The sequence below is a fragment of the Streptomyces griseoloalbus genome, assembly GCA_014650015.1.
GTDB classification, from domain to species: Bacteria; Actinomycetota; Actinomycetes; order Streptomycetales; family Streptomycetaceae; genus Streptomyces; species Streptomyces griseoloalbus.
The window spans coordinates 158,398-180,981 of record BMUD01000005.1; the positions used below are offsets into that span (position 1 = coordinate 158,398).

The 22,584-nt window shown below is 72.0% G+C and carries 20 protein-coding genes; 14 read left to right on the forward strand and 6 right to left on the reverse strand.

The features are described from left to right. Positions 1-13 precede the first annotated feature (13 nt). The 6 genes from IE178_RS09680 (at position 14) to IE178_RS09705 (ending at position 6,895) form a co-directional block, all read left to right on the forward strand. Complete coding sequence (locus IE178_RS09680; RefSeq protein ID WP_193511959.1) at positions 14-1,129, forward strand: ABC transporter ATP-binding protein; 1,116 nt, start codon at positions 14-16, stop codon at positions 1,127-1,129. A 186-nt stretch (positions 1,130-1,315) separates the two neighbouring features. Continuing rightward, positions 1,316-2,944 carry a peptide ABC transporter substrate-binding protein gene (locus IE178_RS09685; RefSeq protein ID WP_193511960.1) on the forward strand — a complete coding sequence of 543 codons (1,629 nt, stop codon included), beginning with the start codon at positions 1,316-1,318 and terminating at the stop codon, positions 2,942-2,944. A 7-nt stretch (positions 2,945-2,951) separates the two neighbouring features. Beyond that, complete coding sequence (locus tag IE178_RS09690; RefSeq protein ID WP_184766472.1) at positions 2,952-3,875, forward strand: ABC transporter permease; 924 nt, start codon at positions 2,952-2,954, stop codon at positions 3,873-3,875. Then, positions 3,868-4,848 carry an ABC transporter permease gene (locus tag IE178_RS09695; RefSeq protein WP_193511961.1) on the forward strand — a complete coding sequence of 327 codons (981 nt, stop codon included), beginning with the start codon at positions 3,868-3,870 and terminating at the stop codon, positions 4,846-4,848. The genes IE178_RS09690 and IE178_RS09695 overlap by 8 nt, the downstream gene beginning before the upstream one ends. A 6-nt stretch (positions 4,849-4,854) precedes the next feature. Next, the gene (locus IE178_RS09700) at positions 4,855-5,829 is read left to right on the forward strand and encodes an ABC transporter ATP-binding protein (protein ID WP_193511962.1); all 975 of its coding nucleotides are present in this window, start codon (positions 4,855-4,857) and stop codon (positions 5,827-5,829) included. Further along, entirely contained in the window at positions 5,822-6,895 is a 1,074-nt protein-coding gene (locus tag IE178_RS09705; RefSeq protein WP_193511963.1) for an ABC transporter ATP-binding protein, read from the forward strand. The genes IE178_RS09700 and IE178_RS09705 overlap by 8 nt, the downstream gene beginning before the upstream one ends. A gap of 101 nt (positions 6,896-6,996) precedes the next feature. Here IE178_RS09705 and IE178_RS09710 read toward each other — a convergent pair whose 3' ends face one another. Further along, entirely contained in the window at positions 6,997-9,135 is a 2,139-nt protein-coding gene (locus IE178_RS09710) for a S9 family peptidase (RefSeq protein ID WP_193511964.1), read from the reverse strand. A 177-nt stretch (positions 9,136-9,312) separates the two neighbouring features. On the opposite strand from IE178_RS09710, the gene IE178_RS09715 reads away from it, so the two are divergent. The 4 genes from IE178_RS09715 to IE178_RS09730 all read left to right on the forward strand — a co-directional run bounded on the left by IE178_RS09715 (position 9,313) and on the right by IE178_RS09730 (position 14,033). After that, positions 9,313-9,507 (forward strand): hypothetical protein, encoded by a 195-nt coding sequence (locus IE178_RS09715; RefSeq protein WP_184766477.1) that lies wholly within the window; start codon positions 9,313-9,315, stop codon positions 9,505-9,507. Positions 9,508-10,378: 871 nt separating this feature from the next. Next, a complete protein-coding gene (gene mshB / locus IE178_RS09720) occupies positions 10,379-11,242 on the forward strand; it encodes an N-acetyl-1-D-myo-inositol-2-amino-2-deoxy-alpha-D-glucopyranoside deacetylase (protein WP_193511965.1) in 864 nt (287 codons plus the stop codon). Between the two features lie 20 nt (positions 11,243-11,262). After that, on the forward strand, positions 11,263-11,652 hold the full coding sequence (locus IE178_RS09725; protein WP_184766497.1) for a DUF6113 family protein: 390 nt from the start codon (positions 11,263-11,265) through the stop codon (positions 11,650-11,652). 194 nt (positions 11,653-11,846) lie between these two features. Next, positions 11,847-14,033 (forward strand): hypothetical protein, encoded by a 2,187-nt coding sequence (locus IE178_RS09730; RefSeq protein ID WP_193511966.1) that lies wholly within the window; start codon positions 11,847-11,849, stop codon positions 14,031-14,033. Between the two features lie 65 nt (positions 14,034-14,098). Here IE178_RS09730 and IE178_RS09735 read toward each other — a convergent pair whose 3' ends face one another. Together IE178_RS09735 and IE178_RS09740 are read right to left on the reverse strand one after the other, a co-directional pair. Next, positions 14,099-14,950 (reverse strand): transglutaminase family protein, encoded by an 852-nt coding sequence (locus tag IE178_RS09735; protein WP_193511967.1) that lies wholly within the window; start codon positions 14,948-14,950, stop codon positions 14,099-14,101. A gap of 17 nt (positions 14,951-14,967) precedes the next feature. Beyond that, complete coding sequence (locus tag IE178_RS09740; RefSeq protein WP_193511968.1) at positions 14,968-16,038, reverse strand: GNAT family N-acetyltransferase; 1,071 nt, start codon at positions 16,036-16,038, stop codon at positions 14,968-14,970. Positions 16,039-16,178: 140 nt separating this feature from the next. On the opposite strand from IE178_RS09740, the gene fdxA reads away from it, so the two are divergent. Together fdxA and IE178_RS09750 are read left to right on the forward strand one after the other, a co-directional pair. Beyond that, entirely contained in the window at positions 16,179-16,496 is a 318-nt protein-coding gene (fdxA, locus tag IE178_RS09745) for a ferredoxin (RefSeq protein ID WP_004926152.1), read from the forward strand. Positions 16,497-16,598: 102 nt separating this feature from the next. Beyond that, positions 16,599-17,696, forward strand: a complete 1,098-nt coding sequence (locus tag IE178_RS09750; RefSeq protein ID WP_184766482.1) for a bifunctional succinyldiaminopimelate transaminase/glutamate-prephenate aminotransferase — start codon at positions 16,599-16,601, stop codon at positions 17,694-17,696. A gap of 210 nt (positions 17,697-17,906) precedes the next feature. On the opposite strand, the gene IE178_RS09755 is transcribed toward IE178_RS09750, so the two are convergent. Both IE178_RS09755 and IE178_RS09760 read right to left on the reverse strand, forming a co-directional pair. Beyond that, a complete protein-coding gene (locus tag IE178_RS09755) occupies positions 17,907-18,239 on the reverse strand; it encodes an ATP-binding protein (RefSeq protein ID WP_193511969.1) in 333 nt (110 codons plus the stop codon). 206 nt (positions 18,240-18,445) lie between these two features. Next, the gene (locus IE178_RS09760; protein ID WP_193511970.1) at positions 18,446-19,420 is read right to left on the reverse strand and encodes a VldE C-terminal domain-containing protein; all 975 of its coding nucleotides are present in this window, start codon (positions 19,418-19,420) and stop codon (positions 18,446-18,448) included. An 83-nt stretch (positions 19,421-19,503) separates the two neighbouring features. Here IE178_RS09760 and dapE point away from each other — a divergent pair, with 83 nt between their 5' ends. Beyond that, positions 19,504-20,583: a succinyl-diaminopimelate desuccinylase gene (dapE, locus tag IE178_RS09765; RefSeq protein WP_193511971.1), complete on the forward strand. Its 1,080-nt coding sequence runs from the start codon at positions 19,504-19,506 to the stop codon at positions 20,581-20,583. Between the two features lie 121 nt (positions 20,584-20,704). Then, positions 20,705-21,463, forward strand: coding sequence for an LOG family protein (locus IE178_RS09770; protein WP_184766486.1), 759 nt, complete (start codon positions 20,705-20,707; stop codon positions 21,461-21,463). A 121-nt stretch (positions 21,464-21,584) separates the two neighbouring features. On the opposite strand, the gene folP is transcribed toward IE178_RS09770, so the two are convergent. Next, positions 21,585-22,445 carry a dihydropteroate synthase gene (gene folP / locus IE178_RS09775; RefSeq protein ID WP_184766487.1) on the reverse strand — a complete coding sequence of 287 codons (861 nt, stop codon included), beginning with the start codon at positions 22,443-22,445 and terminating at the stop codon, positions 21,585-21,587. Positions 22,446-22,584 lie beyond the last annotated feature (139 nt).

Consider the following 22,584-nt stretch of genomic DNA (forward strand, 5'->3'; position numbering starts at 1 on the left):
AGAGATCCGAGACATGAGCGACAACCTCACCCTCCCGGCACAGCAGGGCTCCACCGGAGCGTCCACCGAGGCGCTGCTGACGGTGGAGGGCCTGACCAAACACTTCCCGATCTACGGCGGCTTCCCGATCAAACGGAAGGTCGGCGCCGTGCAGGCCGTCGACGACGTCGACCTGACCGTCGGCGTCGGCGAGAGCGTCGGCCTGGTGGGTGAGTCGGGCTGCGGCAAGTCGACCACCGGCCGGCTCATCACCCGGCTCCTGGAGCCGACCGGCGGCAAGATCACGTACGCGGGCCAGGACATCACGCACGCCTCGCGCAGGCAGATGGCGTCCGTGCGGTCCGAGATCCAGATGATCTTCCAGGACCCGTACTCCTCGCTGAACCCGCGGCAGACCGTCGGCACGATCATCAAGTCGCCGATGGAGGTCAACGGGATCGACCCGGCGGGCGGCCGGGAGAAGAAGGTGCGCGAGCTCCTCGAGCTCGTCGGCCTCAACCCCGAGCACTACAACCGCTTCCCGCACGAGTTCTCCGGCGGTCAGCGCCAGCGCATCGGCGTCGCCCGCGCCCTCGCGCTCAACCCGAAGCTGATCGTGGCGGACGAGCCGGTCTCGGCGCTGGACGTGTCGATCCAGGCGCAGGTCGTCAACCTGCTGCAGAAGGTCCAGGAAGAGCTGGGCATCGCCTTCCTGTTCATCGCCCACGACCTGGCGGTGGTCCGGCACTTCTCGCAGCGCGTGGCCGTGATGTACCTCGGCAAGGTGGTCGAGGTCGGCGACCGGGACTCCATCTACAACCGGCCCCGGCACCCCTACACCCACGCCCTGCTGTCGGCCGTGCCCGAGGTGGCCATGGACGACGAGACCGAGAACCGGGAACGCATCCGGCTCGCCGGTGACGTGCCCTCGCCGATCATGCCGCCGTCCGGCTGCCGCTTCCGCACCCGCTGCTGGAAGGCGCAGGACAAGTGCGCCACCGAGGAGCCGCCGCTCCTGCAGATCTCCGGCAACCGTGAGGGCCACCTGACGGCCTGCCACTTCCCGGAGGACCCGAGCACCGAGGCCCGTACCGAGGACGTCGTCCTCGACCCGGCGCTGAAGGCCCTGGAGGACGTCGAGAAGGACTGACACCTCGTCGGACGCGGCGGCTGCCGTACGCCTCCCCGTGAGGCGGACGGCAGCCGCCGCTCGTTCGGCTGCTTCATACGTACATATGGCTGGTGTCGGCCCCGTACAGGTGCCGTACATGTGCGCTGGGCCCCCTTTGTGCCGATATTGGCGTGAAGGGTCAGCGCACGTACGAGGAGGCACCCCATGCGCGGAGCCATGCACGCCCGATGGGCCGCCTGCGCGGTGGCGGTCGCCCTCGCCGCGACGGCCTGCGGAAGCGGGGACAGCGGCAGCAGCGACGCGGGTGCCGTGCTGAGCGCCTCCTGGGGCGATCCGCAGAAACCGCTGGAGCCGGCCAACACCAACGAGGTCCAGGGCGGCAAGGTCCTCGACATGATCTTCCGGGGCCTGAAGCGCTACGACCCCGAGACCGGCGAGGCCAAGGACATGCTCGCCGAGAAGATCGAGACCTCCGACTCGCAGACCTTCACGATCACCATCAAGGACGGCTGGACCTTCAGCGACGGCGAGAAGGTCACCGCCCGGTCGTTCGTCGACGCCTGGAACTACGGCGCGAGCCTGAAGAACCACCAGCGCAACTCCTACTTCTTCCGCTACATCGAGGGCTATGACAAGGTCCACCCCGAGGACGGCGGCAAGCAGAGCGCCGACACCCTCTCCGGGCTCGAGGTCGTCGACGACCGGACCTTCACCGTCGAGCTCACGCAGAAGTTCTCGTCGTTCCCGGACACCCTCGGGTACAACGCCTTCGCCCCGCTGCCCCGCGCCTTCTTCGACGACCACGACGCCTGGGTGAAGAAGCCCATCGGCAACGGCCCCTACCTGGTCGACTCGTACACGCGCGGCTCGCAGATGGACCTGCGCACCTGGGCCGACTACCCCGGCCCCGACACGGCGCGAAACGGCGGCGTCGACCTCAAGGTCTACACCGACAACAACACCGCCTACACCGACCTGATGGCCGGCAACCTCGACCTGGTCGACGACGTCCCGGCCGCGCAGCTGAAGAACGTGCGCAACGACCTCGGCGACCGCTACCTCAACTCGCCCGCCGGCATCCTCCAGACCCTCGCCTTCCCCTACTACGACGACGCATGGAACAAGCCCGGCGCGGAGAAGGTCCGCAAGGGCCTGTCCATGGCGATCGACCGGAAGCAGATCACCGACACGATCTTCCACAAGACCCGCACCCCCGCCACCGACTGGACCTCGCCCGTCCTCGGCGAGGACGGCGGCTTCCGGGACGGCCTGTGCGGGGAGTCCTGCGCGTACAAGCCCGACAAGGCCAAGAAACTCATCGAGGAGGGCGGCGGCCTGCCCGGCGGCCGGGTGACGATCACCTTCAACGCGGACACCGGCTCCCACCGCGAATGGGTCAACGCCGTCTGCAACTCCATCAACAACGCGCTGGACGACGAGCGCGCCTGCACCGCCAACCCCGTCGGCACCTTCGCCGACTTCCGCAACAGGATCACCGGCCACAAGATGAGCGGCCCCTTCCGCGCCGGCTGGCAGATGGACTACCCGCTCATCCAGAACTTCCTCCAGCCGCTCTACTACACCAACGCCTCCTCCAACGACGGAAAGTGGTCCGACAAGGAGTTCGACGGCCTCGTCGACCGCGCCAACCAGGAGACCGACACGGCCAAGGCGGTCGCCCTGTTCCAACAGGCCCAGGAGGTCGTCCGCGACCACATGGCCGCCATCCCGCTCTGGTACCAGAACGGCAGCGCCGGCTGGTCCGAGCGGCTGTCCGCCGTCAAGCTCAACCCCTTCAGCGTCCCCGTGTACGAACAGATCAAGGTGAGCTGAGCCGGCCATGGGACGCTACGTCCTGCGGCGACTGCTCCAGATGATCCCGGTGTTCGTCGGGGCGACGCTGCTGATCTTCCTGATGGTCAACGTGATGGGCGACCCCATCGCCGGCCTGTGCGGCGAGCGGCGCTGCGACCCGGCGACCGCCGCCCAACTGCAGAGGGAATTCGGCCTCGACGAGCCGGTCCGGCAGCAGTACCTGACCTACATGGGGAACGTCTTCACCGGCGACTTCGGCACGGCCTTCAACGGCCAGGAGGTCACCGAGCTGATGTCGACGGCGTTCCCCGTCACCGTCCGGCTCACCCTGATCGCGCTCCTCTTCGAGATCGTCATCGGCGTCACCCTCGGCGTGATCACCGGACTGGGCCGGGGACGCCCCGTCGACACCGGCGTCCTGCTGGTCACCCTCGTCGTCATCTCCGTGCCCACCTTCGTCACCGGCCTGCTGCTCCAACTGCTGCTCGGCGTGAAGTGGGGCTGGATCCGGCCCTCGGTCTCCTCCGAGGCGCCCTTCGACGAGCTGATCCTGCCCGGCCTGGTGCTGGCCTCCGTCTCACTCGCCTACGTCACCCGGCTGACCCGCACCTCCATCGCCGAGAACCGCCGCTCCGACTACGTCCGCACCGCCGTCGCCAAGGGCCTGCCACGGCACCGGGTGGTCGTCCGGCACCTGCTGCGCACCTCCCTCATCCCCGTGGTCACCTTCATCGGGGCCGACATCGGCTTCCTCATGGGCGGCGCGATCGTCACCGAGCGGATCTTCAACATCCACGGCGTCGGCTACCAGCTCTACCAGGGCATCCTGCGGCAGAACACCCAGACCGTCGTCGGCTTCGTCACCGTGCTCGTGCTGGTGTTCCTGATCGCCAACCTCGTCGTCGACCTCCTCTACGCCGTACTCGACCCGAGGATCCGCTATGTCTGACCGGCACTACGAACCCGAGCCCGCCCTCGCCGCAACGGCCGTGGGCGGCACCGTGGACCTGGGCGTCGAGGAGGCCGAGACGCCCAAGAAGCGGCCGGCGGGCCCGGACGGCCCCGCACCGCAGGACAGACCACGCTCGCTGTGGTCCGACGCCTGGCGCGATCTGCGCCGCAACCCCGTCTTCATCGTCTCCGGTCTGGTCATCCTCTTCCTGGTCCTCATCGCCCTGTGGCCCTCGGCGATCGCCTCCCGAAGCCCCCTCGACTGCGACCTGTCCAAGGCACAGGAGGGCTCGCAGGCCGGTCATCCCTTCGGCTTCGACGGCCAGGGCTGCGACGTGTACACCCGCACCGTCCACGGCGCCCGTACGTCCGTGGCGGTCGGTGTCCTCGCCACCCTCGGCGTCGCGGTCCTCGGCAGCGTCCTCGGCGCCCTCGCCGGGTTCTTCGGCGGCATCTGGGACTCGATCCTGTCCCGGATCACCGACGTCTTCTTCGCCATCCCGGTCGTCCTCGGCGGACTGGTGCTGCTGTCCGTCATCACCAGCGACACCGTCTGGCCGGTCATCGGGTTCATCGTGCTGCTCGGCTGGCCGCAGCTCTCCCGTATCGCCCGCGGCGCCGTCATCACCGCCAAGCAGCACGACTACGTGCAGGCCGCGCGGGCCCTCGGCGCCTCCAACTCCCGGCTGATGCTGCGGCACATCGCGCCCAACGCCGTCGCCCCGGTGATCGTCGTCGCGACCATCTCGCTCGGTACGTACATCGCCCTGGAGGCCACCCTGTCCTACCTCGGCGTCGGCCTGAAGCCGCCCAGCGTCTCCTGGGGCATCGACATCTCCGCCGCCTCCCCGTACGTCCGCAACGCCCCGCACGCGCTGCTGTGGCCCTCCGGGGCCCTCGCGATCACCGTCCTGGCGTTCATCATGCTCGGCGACGCGGTGCGCGACGCCCTCGACCCGAAGCTGAGGTGAGCCGCCGTGCTGCTCGAAGTTCGCGATCTGCACGTGGAGTTCCGCACCCGGGACGGGGTCGCCCGGGCCGTCAACGGCGTCAGCTACGGCGTGGACGAGGGCGAGACGCTGGCCGTGCTCGGCGAGTCCGGCTCCGGAAAGTCGGTGACCGCACAGGCGATCATGGGCATCCTCGACGTGCCGCCCGGCCGGATCACCGGCGGCGAGGTCGTCTTCCAGGGGCGGGACCTGCTGAAGCTGAAGGAGGACGAGCGCCGCAAGGTCCGCGGCGCCGAGATGTCGATGATCTTCCAGGACGCGCTGTCGTCCCTGAACCCCGTGCTCTCCGTCGGCGACCAGCTCGGCGAGATGTTCACCGTGCACCGGGGCATGTCGCGCAAGGACGCGCGGGCGAAGGCCGTCGAGCTGATGGACCGGGTGCGCATCCCCGCCGCCCGGGAACGGGTGAAGCAGTACCCGCACCAGTTCTCCGGCGGGATGCGCCAGCGCGTCATGATCGCGATGGCGCTGGCCCTGGAACCGGCCCTGATCATCGCCGACGAACCCACCACCGCCCTCGACGTCACCGTCCAGGCCCAGGTCATGGAACTGCTCGCGGAGCTCCGGCGCGAGTACCGCATGGGCCTGATCCTCATCACCCACGACCTGGGCGTCGTCGCCGACGTCGCCGACCGCATCGCCGTGATGTACGCGGGCCGCATCGTCGAGTCGGCCCCCGTGCACGACATCTACAAGGCCCCCGCCCACCCCTACACCCGCGGCCTGCTGGACTCCGTCCCGCGCCTCGACCTCAAGGGGCGGGAGCTCTACGCCATCAAGGGTCTGCCGCCCAATCTCACGCACATCCCGCCGGGCTGCGCCTTCCACCCGCGCTGCCCGCTCGCCCGGGACGTCTGCCGCACCGACGAGCCCCCGCTGCACGAGGTCGCGGACACGCGGGGGAGCGCCTGCCACTTCTGGAGGGAATGCCTGAATGGCTGAGCCGATCATCGAGGTCAGCGACCTGGTCAAGCACTACCCGCTCACGCGGGGCGTCCTGTTCCGCAAGCAGGTCGGCGCCGTGCGCGCGGTCGACGGGGTGGACTTCCACCTCGGCCGGGGTGAGACGCTGGGCATCGTCGGCGAGTCCGGCTGCGGCAAGTCGACGGTCGCGAAGATGCTGGTCAACCTGGAACGGCCGACGGCCGGTTCGATCCGCTACAAGGGCGAGGACATCACCCGGCTGTCGGGCCGGGCGCTCAAGGCCGTCCGCCGCAACATCCAGATGGTGTTCCAGGACCCGTACACCTCCCTCAACCCCCGGATGACGGTGGGCGACATCATCGGGGAGCCGTACGACATCCATCCCGAGGTGGCTCCCAAGGGCGACCGGCGCCGCAGGGTCCAGGACCTGCTGGACGTCGTCGGTCTCGACCCGGAGTACATCAACCGCTATCCGCACCAGTTCTCCGGCGGCCAGCGCCAGCGCATCGGCATCGCCCGAGGGCTTGCCCTGCGCCCCGAGGTGATCGTCGCCGACGAACCGGTCTCGGCGCTGGACGTCTCGGTCCAGGCCCAGGTCATCAACCTGATGGACCGGCTGCAGCGCGAGTTCGAGCTCTCCTGCGTCTTCATCGCGCACGACCTGTCGATCGTGCGGCACATCTCGGACCGGGTCGGGGTGATGTACCTCGGCCGGATCGTCGAGACCGGCACGGACACCGAGATCTACGAGCACCCCACGCACCCCTACACCCAGGCGCTGCTGTCCGCCGTCCCCGTACCGGACCCGGAGGCCCGGGAACACCGCGAACGGATCATCCTCAGCGGCGACGTGCCCTCCCCGACGAACATCCCCTCCGGCTGCCGCTTCCGTACCCGCTGCTGGAAGGCGCGGGAGCGCTGCGCGCGGGAGGTGCCCGCCCTCGCGGTGCCCGCCTGGTTCCGCACGGGCGGCGGCCCGGCGGCGCACGACTCGGCCTGTCACTTCGCGGCGGACGGGTCCATCGGGCGCTCCGCGCCGGGGCAGGTGGTCCCGCTGGAGGGACACGGCGGCGGGCCGGGGTGACATGGCGCACCCCGGCCCGCTCAACGGCACCCGCACGGCCGTACGCTGTTCAGCGTCGCGTGTCCGTATATCGGAACCACTTCCGTGAAGTTGCCTGTGTGTTAACGCGGTTCATCCCCCTGTGCCGGGGCGAGCGCGCGCCTGAGGAAGTCGAGCTGGAGCCGGAGCAGGTTCTCGGCGACCGTCTCCTGCGGGGTCATGTGGGTGACGCCGGACAGCGGCAGCACCTCGTGGGGGCGGCCGGCCGCCAGCAGCGCCGAGGACAGCCGCAGCGAGTGGGCGACCACCACGTTGTCGTCCGCCAGCCCGTGGATGATCATCATGGGCCGGTGCGGTTCGGCGGCGTCCACCAGGCCCGCGTCGTCGATCACCGAGTTGCGCCGGTAGACCTCCGGCTGCTCGCCCGGGTGGCCGAGGTAGCGCTCCTGGTAGTGGGTGTCGTACAGGCGCAGGTCGGTGACCGGGGCGCCCACCACCGCCGCGTGGAAGACGTCGGGGCGGCGCAGCGCCGCGAGGGCGGCCAGGTAGCCGCCGAAGGACCAGCCCCGGATGGCGACCCGGCTCAGGTCGAGCGGGAAGTCGGCGGCGAGCGCCCGGAGCGCGTCGACCTGGTCCTGGACGACGGTCGCGGCCACGTCGTCCTTGATGGACTTCTCCCAGGCGGGCGAGCGGCCCGGCGTCCCGCGCCCGTCCGCGACGATCACGGCGAATCCCTGGTCGGCGAACCACTGCGAGGTCAGATGCGGATGGTGGGCGGCGACCACCCGCTGCCCGTGCGGGCCACCGTAAGGGTCCATGAGTACCGGCAGGGGGGTGTCACCGGCGTAGTCCCGAGGCATAAGCACGGCGCACGGGATGCGGCGTGCGCCCCCCTGAGTCAGGGTCACGCGGGGGGACATACCGGGGTCTTCGGCGTACGAGGGGACAGTCGCCGTCGGTTTCCCGTCACGCAGGACCCGCGCCCGCGAACCCGGCGCATCCGGTGTCGCGGAGACGAGCACGGTCACGCCCCCGGCGCGTACCGCCGAGTGCACCCCGGGCTCCTCGGAGACGCGCTCCACGCCCAGCTCGTTCACCCGGTACACGTGCACCTCGCCGGTCTCCGGGTCGGCCGCCTCCTCGCCCGCCGACGCCGAGACCAGCACATCGTCGTCGGAGACGTCGAGTACCGCCCTCAGGTGCAACTGGGGGCCGGTCAGTGGGCGTTCACCCACGGCGAGGCGGCGCGCTCCCCCCTCGTCCGCGATCCGGACCAGCTGCCCGGAGGGGCTCCAGCACGGCACTCCGGGGAAAAGTTCCAGCCAACTTGGATCTTCGTCGGCGTGCACCATCCGGGTCGTCCCGGAGTCGGGCTCCACGGCCAGGATCAGCTGACTGCGCTGGTCGCGCGCCTGTACGAGCAGCAGCGGCGCACCCGCCGCTGACCAGTGCACACGTGCCAGATAGGGATAACGGGCCCGGTCCCAGGAGACCTCCGTGCGCGCCCCGTCGAGCCCGATCACGAACAGCCGTACGTCCGCGTTCGCGGTCCCCGCCGCCGGGTAGCGGACGTGGCTCGGCTCACGGTCCGGGTGGGCGGGATCGGAGATCCACCACCGCTCCACCGGCGTGTCGTCCGCCCGCGCCACCAGCAGCCGGTCCGACTCCGGGGCCCACCAGAAGCCCCGCGAGCGCCCCATCTCCTCGGCCGCGACGAACTCGGCCAGACCGTAGGTGACGCCCTCCCCCTCCGGGGCGGCGAGCGCGCGGTCGTCCGCCCCTTCCGCTCCGACCACCCGCAGCGCACCGCGGGCGACGTAGGCGACGTGCCGCCCGTCGGGCGACGGCCGGGGGTCGATCACCTGGCCCGGGGTGGGCACTTCACGCGCCGTCCCGGCCCGCAGCTCGGCCGCGAAAAGCCGTCCTGACAAGGCGAAAGAGGCCAACTCGACGGCCGTGTCGGTGGCATAGCCGACGATGCCGGCACCGCCCTCCCGGCTCCGCTCGCGCCGCGCGCGCTCCGCCGCGGAGAGCTGCTCGGAGGCGCCGCCCAGGAGGGCGCGCGGGTCGGCGGCCACGCGCTCCCGGCCCCCTTCCGTGTCGAGGACCCAGAGCGAATTCGCCCGGTCCGTACCGGAAGCGGAGCGCAGGAACACGACACGCGAGCCGTCGGGCGCCACGGTGAACGAACGCGGCGCGCCGAGCGTGAAGCGCTGGGTGCGGGCGTGCCGTCGGGGGAAGGAGTCAGCCTCGGTCGTCATACCCTGACCATATTGGCCATGCGCCCCCTTGTGCGGCCGTGCGCCGATCGATGCGCAGGTACGGATAGTTATGATCGTTAGCGCATAGTGGGTATGAACCTGCTGGCTGCTGTGTGGATTTATCTGCCCCCATATTCCTACCCCCCCGCGCTTTGGGATCCTTGGAGGTGAACCGCCGTGGCACTCTCGATATCGGCGGTGGTGCTGCTGGCGATCATCGTCTTCTTGCTGATCAAGAAGTCGGGCCTGAAGGCAGGGCACGCCATCGTGTGCATGCTGCTCGGCTTCTACCTCGCCTCGTCGACGATCGCCCCCACCATCAGCGAGCTGACGACCAACATCGCGGGGATGATTGGCAGTATCAACTTCTGAGCGCGGCGTCGTAGCCGTGAGACGGTCGGGCCGGTCTGTCGGCCGGCCCCGGTCGGCCGGGCCGGTGTCGGACGGGACCCCGCTCCCGAGTGACCGTTGGGCCGCCCGCTTCTTTGCCGGTGTCGTGCTTGCGCGCACCGAGTGAAGGGCGCTGCGTTCCGCTGCGCTGCGTTCCGCGTCGCCTGCGGCGATGGCCCTGGCGGGCCACCCTTGACTCGGCGCGCTCCAGCACGGGTGGGAAACGAGCGGGCGGCCGGGGGAGGAACGGGTGGCTCAGGCATGTCTGCGGTGCGAGGCCGGCTGCGTGGCGGGCCGGAGTTCGCGGCACGCGCTCGCCGGGCGGCGGCACGCCGGGTCGGCTCGGCGGCTGCCCGTCAGGGGGTGCTGCGGCTGTTCGCGGTCCCTGTGGGGGCTCACGCCGGGTTGGTTGGGGGCGGCTGCCCTTGAGGGTGCGCCGGGGCCGCGTTCGGGCCTCGTCGGGGAAGACGCCGGGGCGGCTGGGCGGCTGCCACCGCGAGGCTCCCGGACCCCCTTCGAGAACCGTGAACACTCAGGGGCGAAGTGTTCACGGTTTCCGCGACCACCCGCCGGATCAAGCGGTCACTTGCGAACGCCTGATACGAAGCCCGCCCACGCGGCCGGCATGCTGCTGTCGTGCACCGCGCGCGGTGCCCGCCTCGCCCGCCGTGAACACGACCGCTGGGGAGTCGGCGAGGGACGCTTCCCGCGCGAGACCGTCCGGGCGGAGATCCGCCGCACGCCGCCGGGCCCCGGCCCCACCTCCGTTCCGGGCGTGTGCGGCAGCCCTGCCGTCCGTGCGGCCCCGGGGTGACGGGACGAATGCGGGGCCGGGGCCTCATAAGGTGGCCCCATGACGGAACTGCCCGACCGGCGTCTGCTGCTGGTGCACGCCCACCCGGACGACGAGTCGATCAACAACGGCGCGACCATGGCCCGCTACGCCGCCGAGGGCGCCCATGTGGCGCTGGTCACCTGCACCCTCGGTGAGCGCGGCGAGGTCATTCCGCCCGAGCTGAGGCACCTGAGCGGGGCCGCCCTCGGCGGGCACCGTCTCGGTGAGCTGAGGGACGCGATGCGCGCGCTCGGGGTCGCCGACGTCCGGCTGCTCGGTGGTGCCGGGCGCTACTGCGACTCCGGGATGATGGGGCTGTCCGACAACGACGACCCCGGCTGCTTCTGGCAGGCCGACGTCGACCAGGCCGCCGGGCTGCTCGCCGAGGTGATCGAGGAGGTGCGGCCGCAGGTTCTCGTCACCTACGACGACCACGGTGGTTACGGTCACCCCGACCACATCCAGGCCCACCGCGTCGCCATGCGCGCCGTGGAACTCGCCGCCGACTCCGGCTGGGACATCCCCAAGATCTACTGGAACCGGGTGCCCCGCTCCGTGGCCGAGGAGTCCTTCGCGCGCCTCCACCAAGACCTGCCCGGCCTGCCCTTCGACAAGGCGGCCGACGTCGACGACGTACCCGGCGTGGTCCCCGACGAGCAGGTCACCACGGCGATCGACGGCACCGCGCACGCCGCCGCCAAGGCCGCCGCGATGCGCGCCCACGCCACCCAGATCACCGTGGCCGAGCCCTACTTCGTGCTCTCCAACCTGCTTGCCCAGCCCCTCTTCACCACTGAGTACTACGAGTTGGTACGCGGTGAACGTCCTGAAACGCGGGAGAACGACCTGTTCGCCGGAGTCGCCGTGGGGGAGGCGTCGTGAGTGGTGACCGTACGCCCGTGATGGCGCGGCCGATTCGTCCGCCCTCCGCCGGACGGGTCGGTGCCTTTCTGGGACTGTTCCTGCTCGGGGCGCTGGTCGGGGTGGCCGGGGCGCTCGTGCAGCCCGCGTGGTTCCCGGGCGGGCTGCTGCTGGCCCTGGCCGGAGAGGCGGGGCTGGTCCTGGGGGCGGCACGTGTGATGCGCAGCCGTGCCGGTGGCGGGGCGGTCGCCGGTGGCTGGATGCTCGTCGTCATCCTGCTCACGGCCAGCCGCCCGGAAGGCGACTTCCTCTTCGCCGCCGACGGCGGTTCCTATCTCTTCCTGCTCGGCGGCATCGGCGTCGCTGTGATCTGCACCACCCTCGCCTCCGGGCGGCAACCGGACGGCCGTCCCGTCCGACTTGGCAAGTGACGTACCACTTCGCCGTGTCATGAGCGTGCGGGTCCGGTGCGGGTTTCCCGAGCGGTCCTGGGATATGGGCCGGATGTGGCCAGTAAGGTGGTGCGCGCCGCCGAGCCTTCCCCGCACTCTCGGCTCCGTTCCGAGCTGGGGGACCCCCACCGTGAGGTCGTGACGGGCGGCGGAGCCAACCGGGAGAACCTGCCTTGAGTCGTGAAACTGACACTCCGTCCTCCGGGCCCAACGGGCACGGCGGAGCCGCCTACCCGTCGGGCACCCCGCCCTACGGCATCCCGGCGATTCCGGACGAGGGCCGGCCGGCCGCGCGGCCGGAGGAACGCAAGACCGAGACCACGCTGACGACCCGAATCCGGATCAACATCCCCGGATCGCGGCCCATTCCGCCGGTCGTCGTGCGCAAGCCCGTCACGGACGCGGAAAGCAAGGACACCGCCGCGGCCGAGGCGCCGGCCCCGCCGTCGGCCGGGGCCGCCGCGGTGGAGCCTCCCGCTCGGTCCGCCCGGCCCACCCGTCCTGCCCAGTCGTCGGCCGAGGAGAAGCCGGCCAGTGACTGGTTCGCACCGCGCAAGTCGGGCGGGGGCAAGGGCGGGCCGGGCGTCGGCTCCGCCAACGGGGCGGGTACCCCGAGCGGTTCGGGCTCCGGTGCGGGCGGCGCCGCGCAGGGTGCCTCCGCACCCGCGGCTGCCGCCGGTGCGTCCGGTGCCGGCGCCCCCGGTGGCGCGCGGCCGGGTGGCGTGGTCGGCTCCATGAGTGCGCCGGGTGGCTCCCGCCCCGGCGGCCCGAAAGGCTCCGGACCCACCGGCGCGACCGGTGCGACCGGCGGGCCCGTGGCCCCCGGGCACGGAGGCGGCACCGGTTCCTTCGATGTGACCGAGGCGCTGGCCGGCGGACCGGCGGGCAGCGGCACACGTCCGGGCACGAGCCACGGTGGCGAGCCGCGCCGCGACGACCTGCCGTACGTCACGGAGGAGGCGCCCGGCGGCCCCGACGGGCACCGCGGTCCGGGTGGCATGCCGGGGCAGGCTGGTCAGCCGGGTTACGGCGGCCAGGGCCGCCCCGGTGGCCCTGAGGGCCCCGCAGGTCCGACCGGCGGCCCGGTCATGGGCGACGGCCCGATGCTGCCGCCGGCCACCGGTGGTCCCGGCCCGGCCGGCGTGCAGGACCGTCTCGGCGTCCCCGGCGGCGGTATGAGCGACGACACCGCGATCCTCACGCCCCAGAAGCCCGCCGAACCGGGTACGCCGGGCTACGGCCCCCGCCACGACAACGTCTCCGGGCACACCGTGACCAGCGGTATCCCGGTCGTCCCGCCGGGGGCGGCCTTCGGCGCGGGCGGCGTCCCCACCGACGGCCCCCTGCCGCACACGCCGCCCAAGCTGCCCGATCCGGTCTCCCCGCCCCCGGCGAGTTCCTCGAAGCCGCCGAAGAAGAAGGGGCGCAACAAGCTCGTCCTGCTCTGCGGCTGCGTGGTCTTCCTCGGCGGTGTCGCCTACGGCGCCGGCCTGCTGATGAACCGCTCCGACGTGCCCAAGGGCACCACCGTCCTCGGTGTCGAGATCGGCGGCGGCACCCGCGACGAGGCCGTGAAGAAGCTGGACGCGGCCCTCGACGACCGGCCGAACAAGCCGCTGAAGCTGTCCGTCGACGGCAAGACGGTCGAGCTGGAGCCGGACAACGCGGGCCTGCAGGTCGACACCGACGCCACCGTCGCCGCTGCCGCCGGCAGTGACTACAACCCGGTCTCCGTGATCGGCTCCCTCTTCGGCAACCACCGCGTCGTCGACCCGGTCATGCCCGTCGACGAGGAGAAGCTGCACGCCGCCCTGGAGGACGCCGCGGGCGGTGCGGGGTCGATGGTCGAGGGCACGATCGAGTTCGAGTCCGGCAAGGCCGTCCCCGTGTACGGCAAGCCGGGCAAGGGCATCGACGTGGCCAAGTCGACGCAGGCCGTGCAGGAGGCGTACCGCACCCAGGTGGAGACGGGCACCGCCGCCCCGGTGAACGTCCCGACGACCTCCCAGCAGCCGAAGGTCTCCAAGGCCGAGGTCGACCGGATGATGAAGGAGTTCGCCGAGCCGGCGATGTCGGCCATCGTGACCGTGCAGACCGACGCGGCGCACTCGATCCCGATGAGCCCGCAGAAGTCGCTGTGGAAGTTCCTCGGAGTGGAGGCCGTCAACGGCAAGCTCGTCGACAAGCCCGACCTGGACGCCCTGAAGGAGCTGTACGGCCAGACGTTCGACGATGTGCGCATCACCCGGGGCAACGGCAACAAGACGCCCGTCACCCCCCAGGACGTGTACGTCGCCCTCCGCCAGGCCCTGACGAGCAAGACCGACCGGGTCGCGGTGATCGAGACGAACCCCAGCTGAGGCGACGCGCGGAGTGGGGGCCCGGTGCACCACCGGGCCCCCGCGTCCTGCGCCCTGTCGTCGAACTAGTTGAGCAGCGCCAGCGCCGCCCGGGCCTGCCCCCGCACCTGCTCCGCCGCCGGTTCGTCCACCGCCGCGACCACCTCCGCGTACGCCTCCAACTCCCGCGCGCCGTCCCGGTAGTCCCCGCGCCGCACCAGCAACTGCGCCCGCTCGTAGCGCAGCCGTGCCGGGTGCGAGGGGAGGAGCAGGGAGAGGTCCACCGCCCACAGGGACACGTCCGAGTGTTCCGGACGGGCCGCCGCCCACGCCCGGATGTTGTTCAGGATGCGCAGGACGACGTCCAGCGTGTCGGCGGGCGTCAGCATGGACGCGCTCAGCGGCGCCCCCGTGGCCCCGGCGACCAGCAGCTCCGCGTCGGCGCCGGTCAGTACCCGGCCCCCGTCGAAGGGATCGGCGAGCACCTGTCCCTCCGCCTCCCCGAAGCCGACGACGAAGTGCCCCGGCAGCGCCACCCCGTACACCGGCGCACCCGCCCGACGGGCCACCTCCAGCCACACCACCGACAGCAGGATCGGCAGCCCGCGCCGCCGCCGCAGCACCTCGTGCAGCAGCGAGGACTTCAGCCGCCGGTAGTCCTCCGGGGCGCCGTGGAAGCCGTACCGCTCGCCCAGCAGCTCCCGCAGCGCGAGCGCCCAGGCCCGGGGCGTGCCGGGCCGGTAGGGGAGTTCACCGGCCAGCCGGTCCAGCTCCACCTGTGCGGCGTCCATGGCCGCCTCGTCCAGCGCGCCGTCCGCCTCCGCGCCCAGCAGCAGGCACAGCGTCGACAGGTCGGGCCGCTCGCAGCGGGCCTCCTCGGCGAACCGCCGGCGCAGCTCGGCGGAGCGCTCGGGCGGTGGGGAATGAGGGGAACGCATACCCGGTTCGTGCCCGCTCACAGTGTTCCCTCACCCGCCGGATCCGCCGGATCCGAGGATTCCGGCGCGCGGTAGTGGTGGTACGCGTGGTGCGCGGCGAAACCCATCCGGTCGTACAGCGCCCGCGCTCCCGCGTTGTCGTCCTCGACCTGGAGCCAGGCCGCGGAGGCGCCCTCGTCGAGCGCCCGCCGGGCCAGCGCGGCCATCACGGCGGTCGCCAGCCCGCGCCGTCGCCGCGCCGGGTCCACCTCGACCGCGGCGAAGCCCGCCCACCGACCGTCCACCGCGCACCGCCCGATGGCGGCCGGCGCGTCCGCCCCGCCCGGCACCGTGGCGAACCACACCGTCGGCCCTCCCCCGCTCCCGGCGTCGCTCGGACCGGGGGAGCCCCCTTCCAGCACCCGCAGGGCCACCTCGCTCACCCCCTTGCGCCGGTAGCGGGCCAGCCACGCCTCGTCGGCCTCCCGCGACAGCACGACCCCGGACGGCTCCGCACCCAGGTCCGCGACCGGCGCCAACGCCCCGGTCCACAGCTCGGCGGTCACCTCCCGCACCCAGCCCCGCCGCTCCAGCTCCGCGCACAGCAGCTCCTGCGTGCCTTGCGCGCCGGTCGCGGTCTGGACGTAGGCGGGCAGTCCCCGCGCGGCGTACCAGCGGCGTACGGCCGTCAGCGCCTCCTCGAGCGGCACGCCCGGGTCACCCAGCGGCAGCACCGAGTTCGCCCGCCGCGTGAAGCCCTCGGCCGCCCGCAGCTCCCACTCGCCGAGCCGCTCGCTCTCCACGGGGCGCCACGCCCGCGCGCTGACGCGCGCCAGCTCCTCGTACGAGGCGGCCGGACCGCGCCGACGCGCCGGCGCCGCCGGCACGACCTTGCCCGCGACCAGCGCGGACTCCGCGATGCTGACACCTTCCCCGTTCTTCCTTGTGATCCGCAGCACACCGTTGTCCCATGATGTGAGAACACCGACCGTGTCGGTGAACGTGTCACCCGAAGGACCATGTTCGATCAAGCTCCTCACGGAGACCCGTTTTCCCACGTCAGCAGTGGTGATACGGACCTCGAGGCGCCCGGCGGCAGAGATTTCCACAGGTCAGTTCACCCCTCCTGTTCGGATCATGCCCAGGAACGGAGATACTAGGGGCGGGCATCGACGACGCCGCGCTCCCGCGCGCCAGGCGGCGGAGCCTGAGGAGGCCCGCCAGCGCCCTATCGAGGAGGAACGACAGCGTGACCTACGTCATCGCGCAGCCTTGTGTCGACGTGAAGGACAAGGCGTGCATCGAGGAGTGCCCGGTCGACTGCATCTACGAGGGCCAGCGGTCCTTGTACATCCACCCGGACGAATGCGTCGACTGTGGCGCCTGTGAACCGGTCTGCCCGGTCGAGGCCATCTTCTACGAGGACGACACTCCGGAGGAGTGGAAGGACTACTACAAGGCGAACGTCGAGTTCTTCGACGAGCTCGGCTCGCCCGGCGGCGCCAGCAAGCTGGGGCTGATCGAGCGCGATCACCCGTTCATCGCCGCGCTGCCGCCGCAGGCGTAGCCGTCCCGTCGGCGGCCTCCGCACCGACGTGCCGCCTTGGTCCCGTACGGCCCGATCGCCGTACGGGACCAGGCGTTTGCCGTACCAGAAAGTGAGCCACCCGTGTCCGCAGTCTCCGACCGGCTGCCCACCTTCCCCTGGGACAAGCTGGAGCCCTACAAGAAGACGGCCGCCGCGCACCCCGACGGCATCGTCGACCTCTCGGTCGGCACCCCCGTCGACCCGGTCCCCGAGCCGGTCCAGAAGGCCCTCGTCGCCGCGGCGGACTCCCCGGGCTATCCCACGGTCTGGGGCACCCCGGAACTGCGTGACGCGCTCACCCGCTGGGTGGAGCGCCGGCTGGGCGCCCGCGGGGTGACCCACCGCCACGTCCTGCCGGTCGTCGGCTCCAAGGAACTGGTCGCCTGGCTGCCCACCCAGCTCGGTCTCGGCCCCGGCGACAAGGTCGCCTACCCGCGCCTGGCCTATCCGACGTACGAGGTCGGCGCCCGCCTCGCCCGCGCCGAGTACGAGGCCTACGACGACCCGACCGAGCTCGACCCGACGAACCTGAGGCTGCTCTGGCTGAACTCCCCGTCCAACCCGACGGGCCGGGTGCTGTCCAAGGAGGAGCTGACCCGGATCGTGGCCTGGGCCCGTGAGCACGGCGTCCTGCTCCTGTCCGACGAGTGCTACATCGAGCTGGGCTGGGAGGCCGACCCGGTCTCGGTGCTGCACCCGGACGTCAACGGCGGCTCGTACGACGGCATCGTCTCGGTCCACTCCCTGTCCAAGCGCTCCAACCTCGCCGGCTACCGCGCCGCCTTCCTCGCCGGTGACCCGGCGGTCCTCGGCCCGCTGCTGGAGATCCGCAAGCACGGCGGGATGATGACCTCCGCGCCGACGCAGGCGGCCGTGGTGGCGGCCCTGGGTGACGACGAGCACGTCCGGGTCCAGCGTGAGCGCTACGCGGCCCGCCGCACCGCCCTGCGCGAGGCGCTGCTCGGCCACGGCTTCCGCATCGAGCACAGCGAGGCCAGCCTCTACCTGTGGGCCACGAGGGACGAGTCCTGCTGGAGCACGGTCGCCCACCTGGCCGAGCGCGGCATTCTCGTCGCCCCCGGCGACTTCTACGGCCCGGCGGGCGAGAACTTCGTCCGCGTCGCCCTGACGGCCACGGACGAACGCGTCCGGGCGGCGGTGGCCAGACTCACCGCCTGACGCCCCCGGCCCGCCCGGCCCGGCTGTGGGCGGCCGTTCCGCAGGGCGGTGGGGGGCATCTCCCCTGCCCTCCCGGTCAAGGGGGGAGGGTGGGCACCGCCACCGGCGCCGGGCATCGCTCGGCAGGCGCTCACCGCACCGGCGCGGACACACGAGACGACGGGGCCCGGGAGATCCCGGACCCCGTCGTAGTACGGCTGCGGCCGAACCTCAGACGAGCGGCAGCGTCCTGGCCGACGGGACGCCACCCTTGGTGAGGGACTCGGTCGGCAGCGTCTTCGCCGCCGACCCGGCCTTCTCCACGGTCTTGCCGACGGTCGGCGCCACCTTGTCGGCGTCACCCGCCGTCTTGGTGACGTCCCGCGTCACGGTGTCCACGGTGTCGTCGGCAGCCCCGTCCAAGGCGGTCAGCCCGCCGAGGTTCGGAGTGGCCGGCAGCTCCGGAGCAGCGCTGGCGGAACCGGCCGCACCGACCCCGGCGGCCGCTCCCGCAGCGACGAGCAGCGCGGCACGGGCGATCCGACGGGTCAGGGGGAGGGACATGGTGCTCCTTCGGCGGGTGAGAACGATGAGACGTCCGGCCGGCCCGGGAGGGCGATCCACCGGCTGTTGATCGTCGGGCTCGGACGCAGTGACTACCGCTCGACCGCCGGGAAGGTTGCGGTGGGACACCGTAAAGAGTTGGCAATGCGTCGCCTGACCGGCCGCGTGTGACGCCCGCGAGTGAGTCCCCGTACTCCTGACCGGGGCTACCGCGCCGTCGTGATCCGGACCGTGTCCGCGCCGTCCCCCGCGTCCGCGGAGCCCTTGCCGTCGGTCGGCCGCCACTGGCTGTCGGTGTTCCCGGCGGTCCATTCCCGCCCCGCGTACGCCACCTGCTCGATGTGCAGTTCGGAGGCGTTGGCCACGGCCCAGTGGGCCAGCTGCCAGCCGCGGGTTCCGGCGTCGGCACCCACTCCCGCGGCGACCGGGAGCGTCACCGTCCGCCCGTCGGAGCCGGGCGACCCGGCCGGCGCGCTCGCGGACGGCGAGGCCGTGGCCACGTCGCCCACCTCGGCACCCGCGGGCTCCAGCAGCTCCCGCCCGAAGTCCCGCACCAGCGCGGCACGCACCGCGTCCGCGCCCGCCGCCCGGGTCGCCGCCGGCCGGCCCTCGCAGGTCAGCGTCGCCGCCGAGCGCCCGGTGAGCGCGGCGGCCAGCAGCGTGGCATCCGGCTCGTGCTTGGCGTACGCCTGCGGGAAGCCGCTGCGCTGCACCTTCTGCGCGGCGACCGTGAGCGGCAGCCGGGTGTAGCCCGGCACCTCCTCCAGGTGCTCGTAGAACTTCTCCGCCGCGTACGTCGGATCCATAATCTCCTTCGGCGTGCCCCAGCCCTGCGAGGGACGCTGCTGGAACAGGCCCAGCGAGTCACGGTCGCCGTAGTCGATGTTGCGCAGCGCCGACTCCTGGAGCGCGGTCGCCAGCGCGATCGTCACCGCCCGCTCGGGCAGCTCGCGCGCGGTGCCCACGGCGGTGATCGTCGCGGCGTTCACCGCCTGCTCGGGCGTGAACTCGTACGTCGCCCCGTCACCCGTGCCGGACACGACCTTGCAGCCCGGGCCGCCCCTGCCCCCGGTGACGTACTGCACCACGAGGTACCCGGCGACCGCGAGCAGGACCACAAGGGACGCCCCGAAGCGGAAGAGGCGGCCACGACGCTTGGAAGAAGGGGACGGCTCTGGCACGCGTACAAGGTACTGGAGAGTACACAGGCGCGTGAGCCGGGTGTGGACCGTGGGTCCCGGCCCGGCGCGTTAGGGTCGACGGCATGGCCGACACCCCGCTTGACCTCACGCTGGACGCCGCGCGCCTGACCGCGCGGCTCGTCGACTTCCCGTCCGTCAGCGGCAGCGAGAAGCCGCTCGCGGACGCGATCGAGACCGCGCTGCGCGCGCTTCCGCACCTCGTGGTCGACCGGTTCGGCAACAACGTCGTCGCCCGTACGCGGCTGGGGCGGGCGGAGCGCGTGATCCTGGCCGGCCACATCGACACGGTCCCGATCGCGGACAACGTCCCCTCCCGGCTCGACGACGACGGCACGCTGTGGGGCTGCGGCACCTGCGACATGAAGGCGGGCGTGGCCGTCCAGCTGCGCATCGCCGCCACGGTCCCCGCCCCCAACCGCGATCTGACCTTCGTCTTCTACGACAACGAAGAGGTCGCCGCCGACCTCAACGGCCTGAAGCACCTGGCCGAGGCGCACCCCGAGTGGCTCGAGGGCGACTTCGCGGTGCTGCTCGAGCCCTCCGACGGCCAGGTGGAGGGCGGCTGCCAGGGGACGCTGCGGGTCCTGCTGAAGACCACCGGCGAGCGCGCGCACTCGGCGCGCGGCTGGATGGGCTCCAACGCGATCCACGCCGCCGCCCCGATCCTCGCCCGTCTGGCCGCCTACGAACCGCGCTACCCGGTGATCGACGGCCTGGAGTACCGGGAGGGCATGAACGCGGTCGGCATCCGGGGGGGAGTGGCCGGCAACGTCATCCCCGACGAGTGCGTCGTCACCGTGAACTTCCGCTACGCCCCGGACCGCACCGAGGAGGAGGCGCTGGCCCATGTCCGCGAGGTCTTCGCGGACTGCGGGGTGGCGGAGTTCGTCGTCGACGACCACAGCGGCGCGGCGCTGCCCGGCCTGTCCCACCCGGCCGCCGCGGCCTTCATCAAGGCGGTGGGCGGCACACCGCAGCCCAAGTACGGCTGGACGGACGTCTCCCGCTTCTCGTCCCTGGGCGTCCCGGCGGTCAATTACGGTCCCGGCAACCCCCACCTGGCGCACAAGCGGGACGAGCGCGTGGACACCGCGAAGATCCTCGCGGGGGAGGAGCGCCTGCGGTCCTGGCTGACGGCGTGAGACCGGCGGCTCGCGCCGGGGCGTTTGGGACGCTGTCCCGCGGACATGCTGACGTCCCCCGGACGTAACCCGCGTCGATCTACGCTGAGGTGGAACCACCAGCAAAACGGAGGGAGCGCACATGGCTACCGGCAACCCCGAGGGGAAGCAGCAGCCGCCGGAGGAGAAGCGCCTGGGGCCGGTTCTCCGCAGGCGGGGCCAGGTGCAGGCGAGCACCACGGACCAGCGGCTGCTGGACGAGCGCGCCCCCACGGACTGGGTCCACACCGATCCCTGGCGGGTGCTGCGCATCCAGTCGGAGTTCATCGAGGGCTTCGGCACGCTGGCCGAACTCCCGCCCGCCATCAGCGTGTTCGGTTCGGCGCGCACCCCGGTGGACTCCACGGAATACGAGGCCGGTGTCCGCCTGGGCCGCGGCCTGGTCGAGGCGGGCTTCGCGGTGATCACCGGCGGTGGTCCCGGGGCCATGGAGGCGGCCAACAAGGGCGCCTGCGAGGCCGACGGCATCTCGGTCGGCCTGGGCATCGAGCTGCCCTTCGAGCAGGGGCTGAACCCCTATGTCGACATCGGGCTGAACTTCCGTTACTTCTTCGTCCGCAAGATGATGTTCGTCAAGTACGCCCAGGGCTTCGTGGTGCTGCCCGGCGGCCTCGGCACCCTCGACGAACTCTTCGAGGCCCTCACCCTCGTCCAGACCCAGAAGGTCACCCGCTTCCCCATCGTCCTGTTCGGCACGGACTACTGGGGCGGCCTGGTCGACTGGCTCCGCCGCACGGTCATCGCGCAGGGCAAGGCGTCGGAGAAGGACCTGCTGCTGTTCCACGTCACCGACGACGTGGAGGAGGCGGTGGCCCTGGTCTCCAAGGAGGCGGGCCGCTGACGGGACCTCCCCCCACCGGGTCGGGTGGTGGGTGACAACGGCCGGGAGCCCGGGGGCGGAGCCCCCGGGAAGGGGACGGTCAGGGGCGGCGGAACCCGGTATCAGGCCAGCCCTCTCCGCATCAGGCCAGCCCTCTCCGCGCGACCGCCGGTGCCCGATCCCCCGCGATGGACGAGACCATGTCCAGGACCTGCCGTGTCTCCGCCACCTCGTGCACCCGGTACACCCGCGCCCCCAGCCACGCCGACACCGCGGTCGTCGCCAGCGTCCCCAGCACCCGCTCCTTCACCGGCCGGTCCAGCGTCTCCCCGACGAAGTCCTTGTTGGACAGCGACACCAGCACCGGCCACCCCGTGGCGACCATCTCGTCCAGCCGCCGCGTCGCCTCCAGGCTGTGCCGCGTGTTCTTCCCGAAGTCGTGCCCGGGATCGATCAGCACCGACTCCCTCGGCACCCCCAGGGCCACCGCCCGCTCCGCCAGTCCCACGGTCACGCCGAGGATGTCCGCCATGACGTCGTCGTACGTCACCCGGTGCGGCCGGGTCCGCGGCTCGGCGCCGCCCGCGTGGGTGCACACCAGCCCGACGCCGTACCGGGCGGCGACCTCCGCGAGCCGTGGATCGACCCCGCCCCACGCGTCGTTCAGCAGGTCCGCCCCCGCCTCGCACACCGCCTCGCCGACCTCGTGCCGCCAGGTGTCCACGCTGATCACGACGTCAGGGAAGCGCCGCCGCACCTCGGCGACGAAACCGACCGTCCGCCGCGCCTCCTCCTCGGCCGTGACCTCCTCGCCCGGACCGGCCTTCACTCCGCCGATGTCGATGATCGCGGCGCCCTCCGCCACCGCCTGCTCCACGCGGGCGAGCGCCGGCTCGTCGTGGAAGGTGGCGCCCCGGTCGTAGAAGGAGTCCGGGGTCCGGTTCACGATCGCCATGATCACCCGCTCGTGCGGTGCGAAATCCCGCCTGCCCAGCCTGAGCATCTCCTGCGACCTCTCCTCGTACGTGCGACTCGGCCGCCCGCGACCGCCCGGCGGCTCCGACTGTCAGACTCGCATGGCACGATCGGAGCCACACATCCGACTCCGACTCACTTCCGACGCACTCCGACACATCCGACCG